Source organism: Micromonospora sp. NPDC003776 (genome assembly GCF_053605645.1).
Map to the genome: position 1 here is coordinate 1 of NZ_JBSGJR010000528.1, position 4,947 is coordinate 4,947.

A 4,947-nucleotide genomic window follows, 5' to 3' on the forward strand; every position below is an offset into this window, starting at 1 on the left:
CCGACCTGGCCGGGCTCGCCCGGATCCTCGCCGGCGCCCGCTGCGTGGTGGTCGGCAACACCGGCCCGGCCCACCTCGCCGCCGCCGTCGGCACCCCGGTGGTCAGCCTCTTCGCCCCGACCGTCCCGTTCGGCCAGTGGGGGCCGTACCGGGTGCCGACCGTGCGGCTCGGCGACGCCGAGGCGCCGTGCCGGGACACCCGGGCCGCCGTCTGCCCCGTCGCCGGCCACCCCTGCCTGACCCGGGTCGACCCGGCCGAGGTGGTCGCGGCCGTCCGCGTCCTCGTCCCTCCCCCGCCCCGCTGAACCGTCCACCCCCTTCCCCCGAACCCGCCACGACCGAGGAGAGAGATGAACGTTCTGCTGTGGCACGTGCACGGCTCCTGGACGACGTCGTTCGTGCACGGGAGACACCGCTACCTGGTGCCGGTCACCCCCGACCGGGGCCCGTACGGGCTGGGTCGGGCGCGGACGTACCACTGGCCGGAGAACGCCGTCGAGATCAGCCCGCAGGACCTGCGCCGGGCCGAGGTCGACCTGGTCATCCTGCAGCGCCCCGAGGAGCTGGAGCTGGCCGAGCAGTGGCTGGGCCGCCGCCCCGGCCGTGACCTGCCGGCGATCTACGTCGAGCACAACACCCCGAAGGGCGACGTGCCGAACACCCGGCACCCGATGGCCGACCGGGACGACCTGCTGCTCACCCACGTCACCCACTTCAACGAGCTGTTCTGGGACAACGGCGGCACCCGCACCGCCGTGGTCGAGCACGGCATCGTGCCGCCCAGGGTGGACTGGACCGGCGAGCTCGACCGGCTCGCCGTGGTCATCAACGAGCCGGTACGCCGGTGGCGGGTCACCGGCACCGACCTGCTGGCCCGGTTCGCGGCGATCGCGCCGCTGGACGTCTACGGCATGGGTGTCGAGGGGCTGCCGGAGGCGCTCGCCGCGGCCGGCGCTCCGGGGCTGCCGGTGACCGGGCACGAGGACCTGCCGCAGGACCGGATGCACGCGGAGGTGGCCCGGCGGCGGGCGTACCTGCACCTGTGCCGGTGGACCTCCCTCGGGCTGAGCCTGATCGAGGCGATGACCATCGGCATGCCGGTGATCGCGCTGGCCACCACCGAGGCCGTGGACGCCGTGCCGCCCGACGCGGGGGTGCTCTCCACCCGGGTGGAGACGCTGGTCGAGGCGGCCCGCTGGCTCGCCGAGGACCGCGACGCGGCGTACCGGCTGGGGGCACGGGCGCGCGAGGTGACGAAGGAACGTTTCGGGCTCGACCGGTTCCTCGCCGACTGGGACCGACTGATGGAGGGGGAAACATGCGCATCGCGATGATCTCGGAGCACGCCAGCCCGCTCGCCGTCCTCGGCGAGGAGGACGCCGGCGGCCAGAACACCCACGTGGCGGAACTCGCGGCCGCGCTGGTCGGCGAGGGACACGACGTCCGCGTCTACACCCGCCGTGACTCGGCCACCCTGCCCGAGGCGGTGTCCACCCCCGACGGTTACCAGGTGTGCCACGTGCCGGCCGGGCCGGCCCGGCGGGTGCCCAAGGACGATCTGCTGCCGTACATGGGGGAGTTCGGCAGCTGGCTGGCCGACACCTGGCGGCGCGGCGACTGGACCCCGGAGGTGGCGCACGCGCACTTCTGGATGAGCGGGCTGGCCACCGTGCACGCCGGCCGGCGGACCGGGGTGCCGACGGTGCTGACGTACCACGCCCTCGGCACGGTGAAGCGGCGCCACCAGGGCGCCAAGGACACCAGTCCACCAGGGCGGGCCGGCTATGAGCGGGCGCTCGGCCGGGCCGTCGACCGGGTGGTCGTGCAGTGCGAGGACGAGGTCCGCGAACTGGTCCGGATGGGGGTGCCCCGGTCCCGGATGGCGCTGGTGCCCTCCGGCGTCAACCAGGCCGTCTTCCGACCGGACGGCCCGGTCGCGCCGCGCGACCCGGCCCGGCCACGGATCCTCACCGTGGGCCGGATGGTGGAGCGCAAGGGCTTCCTCGACGTGGTGCGGGCCCTGCCGGCGGTGCCGGACGCCGAGTGCGTGGTGGTCGGCGGCCCACCGGCCGACCTGCTGCCCGCCGACACCTTCGCCCGGCGGCTGGCCGCCGTCGCGGAGTCGTGCGGCGTCGCGGACCGGGTGAAGCTGATCGGCGCGGTGCCCCGGGAGGAGATGGGGCGCTGGTACCGCTCCGCCGACGTGCTGGTCGCCGCTCCCTGGTACGAGCCGTTCGGCCTCACCCCGCTGGAAGGGATGGCCTGCGGGGTGCCGGTGATCGGCACCAACGTCGGCGGCATCGCCGACACCGTCGTGGACGGGCTCACCGGCGACCTGGTCCCGCCGCGCGACTCCCGCGCGCTGGGCACCGGGCACGTCCGGCAGGGTGATCGCGGTGGCGGCTCTCCGGATCGGTTCGGTGACCCGGCGGATCATCCGGTCCCGGCCCGGCAGTCGCGGCATGAGCCGCAGCATCAGCGTCTGGAACCGGATCTGTGCCGCCGACCCGAGCACCATCCCCTTGAGGTTGCGCTCGGCGAGCTGCTGATTCGCGTCGACGAACGGCCGCATCCGGCGCTCGTACGCGGCGAAGCCGGCCGCCGGGTCGCCGCCCGCCTCAGCCAGCGCGGCGGCCAGCACGTACGCCCCGACCAGGCCGAGGCTGGTGCCCTGCCCCGACGCAGGCGAGGCCGCGTACGCGGCGTCCCCGACCAGGCCGATCCCGCCGGTCGACCAGCGGTCCATCCGGACCTGGCTCATCGCGTCGAAGTAGAGGTCCGGCGCGTCGGGCAGCGCGGCGAGCAGCTCCGGCACCCGCCACCCGGCCCCGGCGAAGGCCCGGGTCAGCGCGGCCCGCTGACCGGCCACGTCGCGGTGGTCGGGCACGTCGGCGGGGGACGGGAAGAGGAAGAGCGCCCGGGCGTCCGGCGCGCCGGCGGTCCGGTAGACACCGACGGTGCGCCCCGGCGCCGGGTGCATCAGCTCGACCCGCTCCTCGCCGAAGCCGGCCGGGACCGTGCAGATGGCGATGTGGTGCCCGAGCGGCCGCAGGTACGCCGAACCGGGGCCGAAGGCCAGCCGCCGCACCGCCGAGTGCAGCCCGTCCGCGCCGACCACCAGGTCGAAGCGGCGGCTCGTCCCGCCCGCGAACTCGACCTGCACGCCGTCGTCGGCGGGACGCAACGCGGTGATCGAGTCAGCGAAGATGTGCTCCACGCCGTCGGTGGCGGCGAGCAGGATCCGGGCCAGATCGCCGCGCATGATCTCGACGTCGTCCCCCTCCCGGCCGCCGAACAGCGCAGCGTCCATGGTGGCCAGCTGACGGCCGTCGGCGGCGACGAAGCGGGCCAGCCGCATCCCGGTGTCGCGCCGGCTCACCTGCTCGCGCAGCCCCATCCGGTCGAGCACGGTCAGCGCCGCGCCCCGCACGTCCACCTTGTAGCCCCCGTCGCGCAGCGCCGGGGCGCGCTCGACAACGGTCGGCCGGAAGCCGTGGTGGCGCAGCCACCAGGCGAGCGCGGTGCCGGCGACACCGGCGCCGGAGATCAATACATCGGTCATGCCGATGACGGTACAAGCGTGTTAGACGTTTGTGCAAGACATATGTTCAAGATTCCGGTAGGCTGCCCGGCATGGGAAATCGGGAGGACCTGCTCGCCGGCGCGAAGCGCTGCCTGATGGAGAAGGGCTACGCGGCCACCACGGCCCGCGACGTCGCCACCGCCGCCGGCACCAGCCTGGCCGCCATCGGCTACCACTTCCGCACCACGAAGGCGCTGCTCAACGAGGCCCTCTTCGAGGCGATGGCCGAGTGGGGTGAGGAGCTGAACCGGGCCCTGGCCCACGACGCCGGCCCGGACGCCACACCCGAGCAGCGGTTCGAGGCGGCCTGGGAGCGGATCATCGAGTCCTTCGCCCGGCTGCGGCCGCTCTGGGCCATCCAGTTCGAGCTGATCGCCCGGATGGACCGGTCCCCCGAGCTGCGCGAGGCGTTCGCCGGCGTCACCCGGCAGGCGCGGCTCGGCCTCGCCGAGGTCTTCCACCGGCTCGACGCGGGCGCCGACGAGGCGACCACGCTCGCGCTCGGCGCCTTCCACCAGTCGCTGCTCGGCGGCGTCGCGGCCCAGTGGCTGGTCGACCCGGCGACGGCGCCGACCGCGAAGGAGTTGACCCGGGCGCTGCGGGCCCTCACCGCGGAGTTCGGTCAGGGCTGACCGAGACCCGCCTCCCGGGCCCGCACGATCGCCTGGCTCCGGTCGGCGACCTGGAGCTTGGTCAGCACGTTCGACAGGTGGTTGCGGACCGTCTTGGGGCTGAGCGTCAGCCGGCGGGCGATGACCACGTTGCTCAGCCCCTGGGCGACCAGGTCGAGCACCTCGCGCTCCCGGTCGGTCAGCTCGGGGAACGGGGTGGCCCCGCCGGCGCGTACCCCGGACAGGTAGCTCACCGCCCGGCTGGCGATCACCGGGCCCAGCAGCACCTCGCCGTTGGCGACCGCCCGCACCGCACGCTCCACCTCGGCCGGGGCCGCCCCCTTGAGCAGGTAGCCCCGGGCCCCGGCACGCAGCGCCGCGAAGACCCAGTCGTCGTCGTCCAACATGGTCACCACCAGCACCCCGATGTCCGGATGTCGCGCCACGATCTCCCGCGTCGCCGCCACCCCGGACCGCCCGCCCAGGTGCAGATCCATGATGATCACGTCGGGGTGGTGCTGGTCCGCCACGCGGAGCGCGCCGTCGGCGTCGGCGGCCTCGCCGACCACCGCCAGGCCGGCCGTGGACGCCAGCAGGGCGGTCATGCCCAGCCGGAACACCGGGTGGTCGTCCACCACCGCCACCCGGATGGCCTCCCCGCTCATTGGTGCACCCTTGTCTCACTCGAGCTGATGTTGGTTCGAGTGCACCGGTGACCGTCGGGCCATCGCCCCGCTCGCTCGACCTTCGAGG

The 4,947-nt window shown here is 74.5% G+C and carries 4 protein-coding genes and 2 pseudogenes; 4 read left to right on the plus strand and 2 right to left on the minus strand.

The window, feature by feature from the left end:
* The 3 genes and pseudogenes from ACWEVO_RS30010 to ACWEVO_RS30020 form a co-directional block, all read left to right on the plus strand.
* Positions 1 to 305, plus strand: a 305-nt coding sequence (locus ACWEVO_RS30010) for a glycosyltransferase family 9 protein (RefSeq protein WP_452310835.1), incomplete at its 5' end; no start/stop codon positions are given.
* Between the two features lie 45 nt (positions 306 to 350).
* Positions 351 to 1,334, plus strand: a complete 984-nt coding sequence (locus tag ACWEVO_RS30015) for a glycosyltransferase (protein WP_452310836.1) — start codon at positions 351 to 353, stop codon at positions 1,332 to 1,334.
* Positions 1,319 to 2,371, plus strand: a pseudogene (locus ACWEVO_RS30020) (glycosyltransferase); the annotation flags it as partial. The gene ACWEVO_RS30015 and the pseudogene ACWEVO_RS30020, both read left to right, overlap by 16 nt.
* Positions 2,372 to 2,608: 237 nt before the next feature.
* Here the strand turns inward: ACWEVO_RS30020 and ACWEVO_RS30025 are convergent.
* Positions 2,609 to 3,562 (minus strand): annotated as a pseudogene (locus ACWEVO_RS30025) (FAD-dependent monooxygenase); the annotation flags it as partial.
* 71 nt (positions 3,563 to 3,633) lie between these two features.
* Here ACWEVO_RS30025 and ACWEVO_RS30030 point away from each other — a divergent pair.
* Complete coding sequence (locus ACWEVO_RS30030) at positions 3,634 to 4,215, plus strand: TetR/AcrR family transcriptional regulator (protein WP_452310837.1); 582 nt, start codon at positions 3,634 to 3,636, stop codon at positions 4,213 to 4,215.
* On the opposite strand, the gene ACWEVO_RS30035 is transcribed toward ACWEVO_RS30030, so the two are convergent.
* On the minus strand, positions 4,206 to 4,859 hold the full coding sequence (locus ACWEVO_RS30035; protein WP_452310838.1) for a response regulator: 654 nt from the start codon (positions 4,857 to 4,859) through the stop codon (positions 4,206 to 4,208). The two genes, ACWEVO_RS30030 and ACWEVO_RS30035, sit on opposite strands and share 10 nt — an antisense overlap.
* Between the last annotated feature and the right edge of the window lie 88 nt (positions 4,860 to 4,947).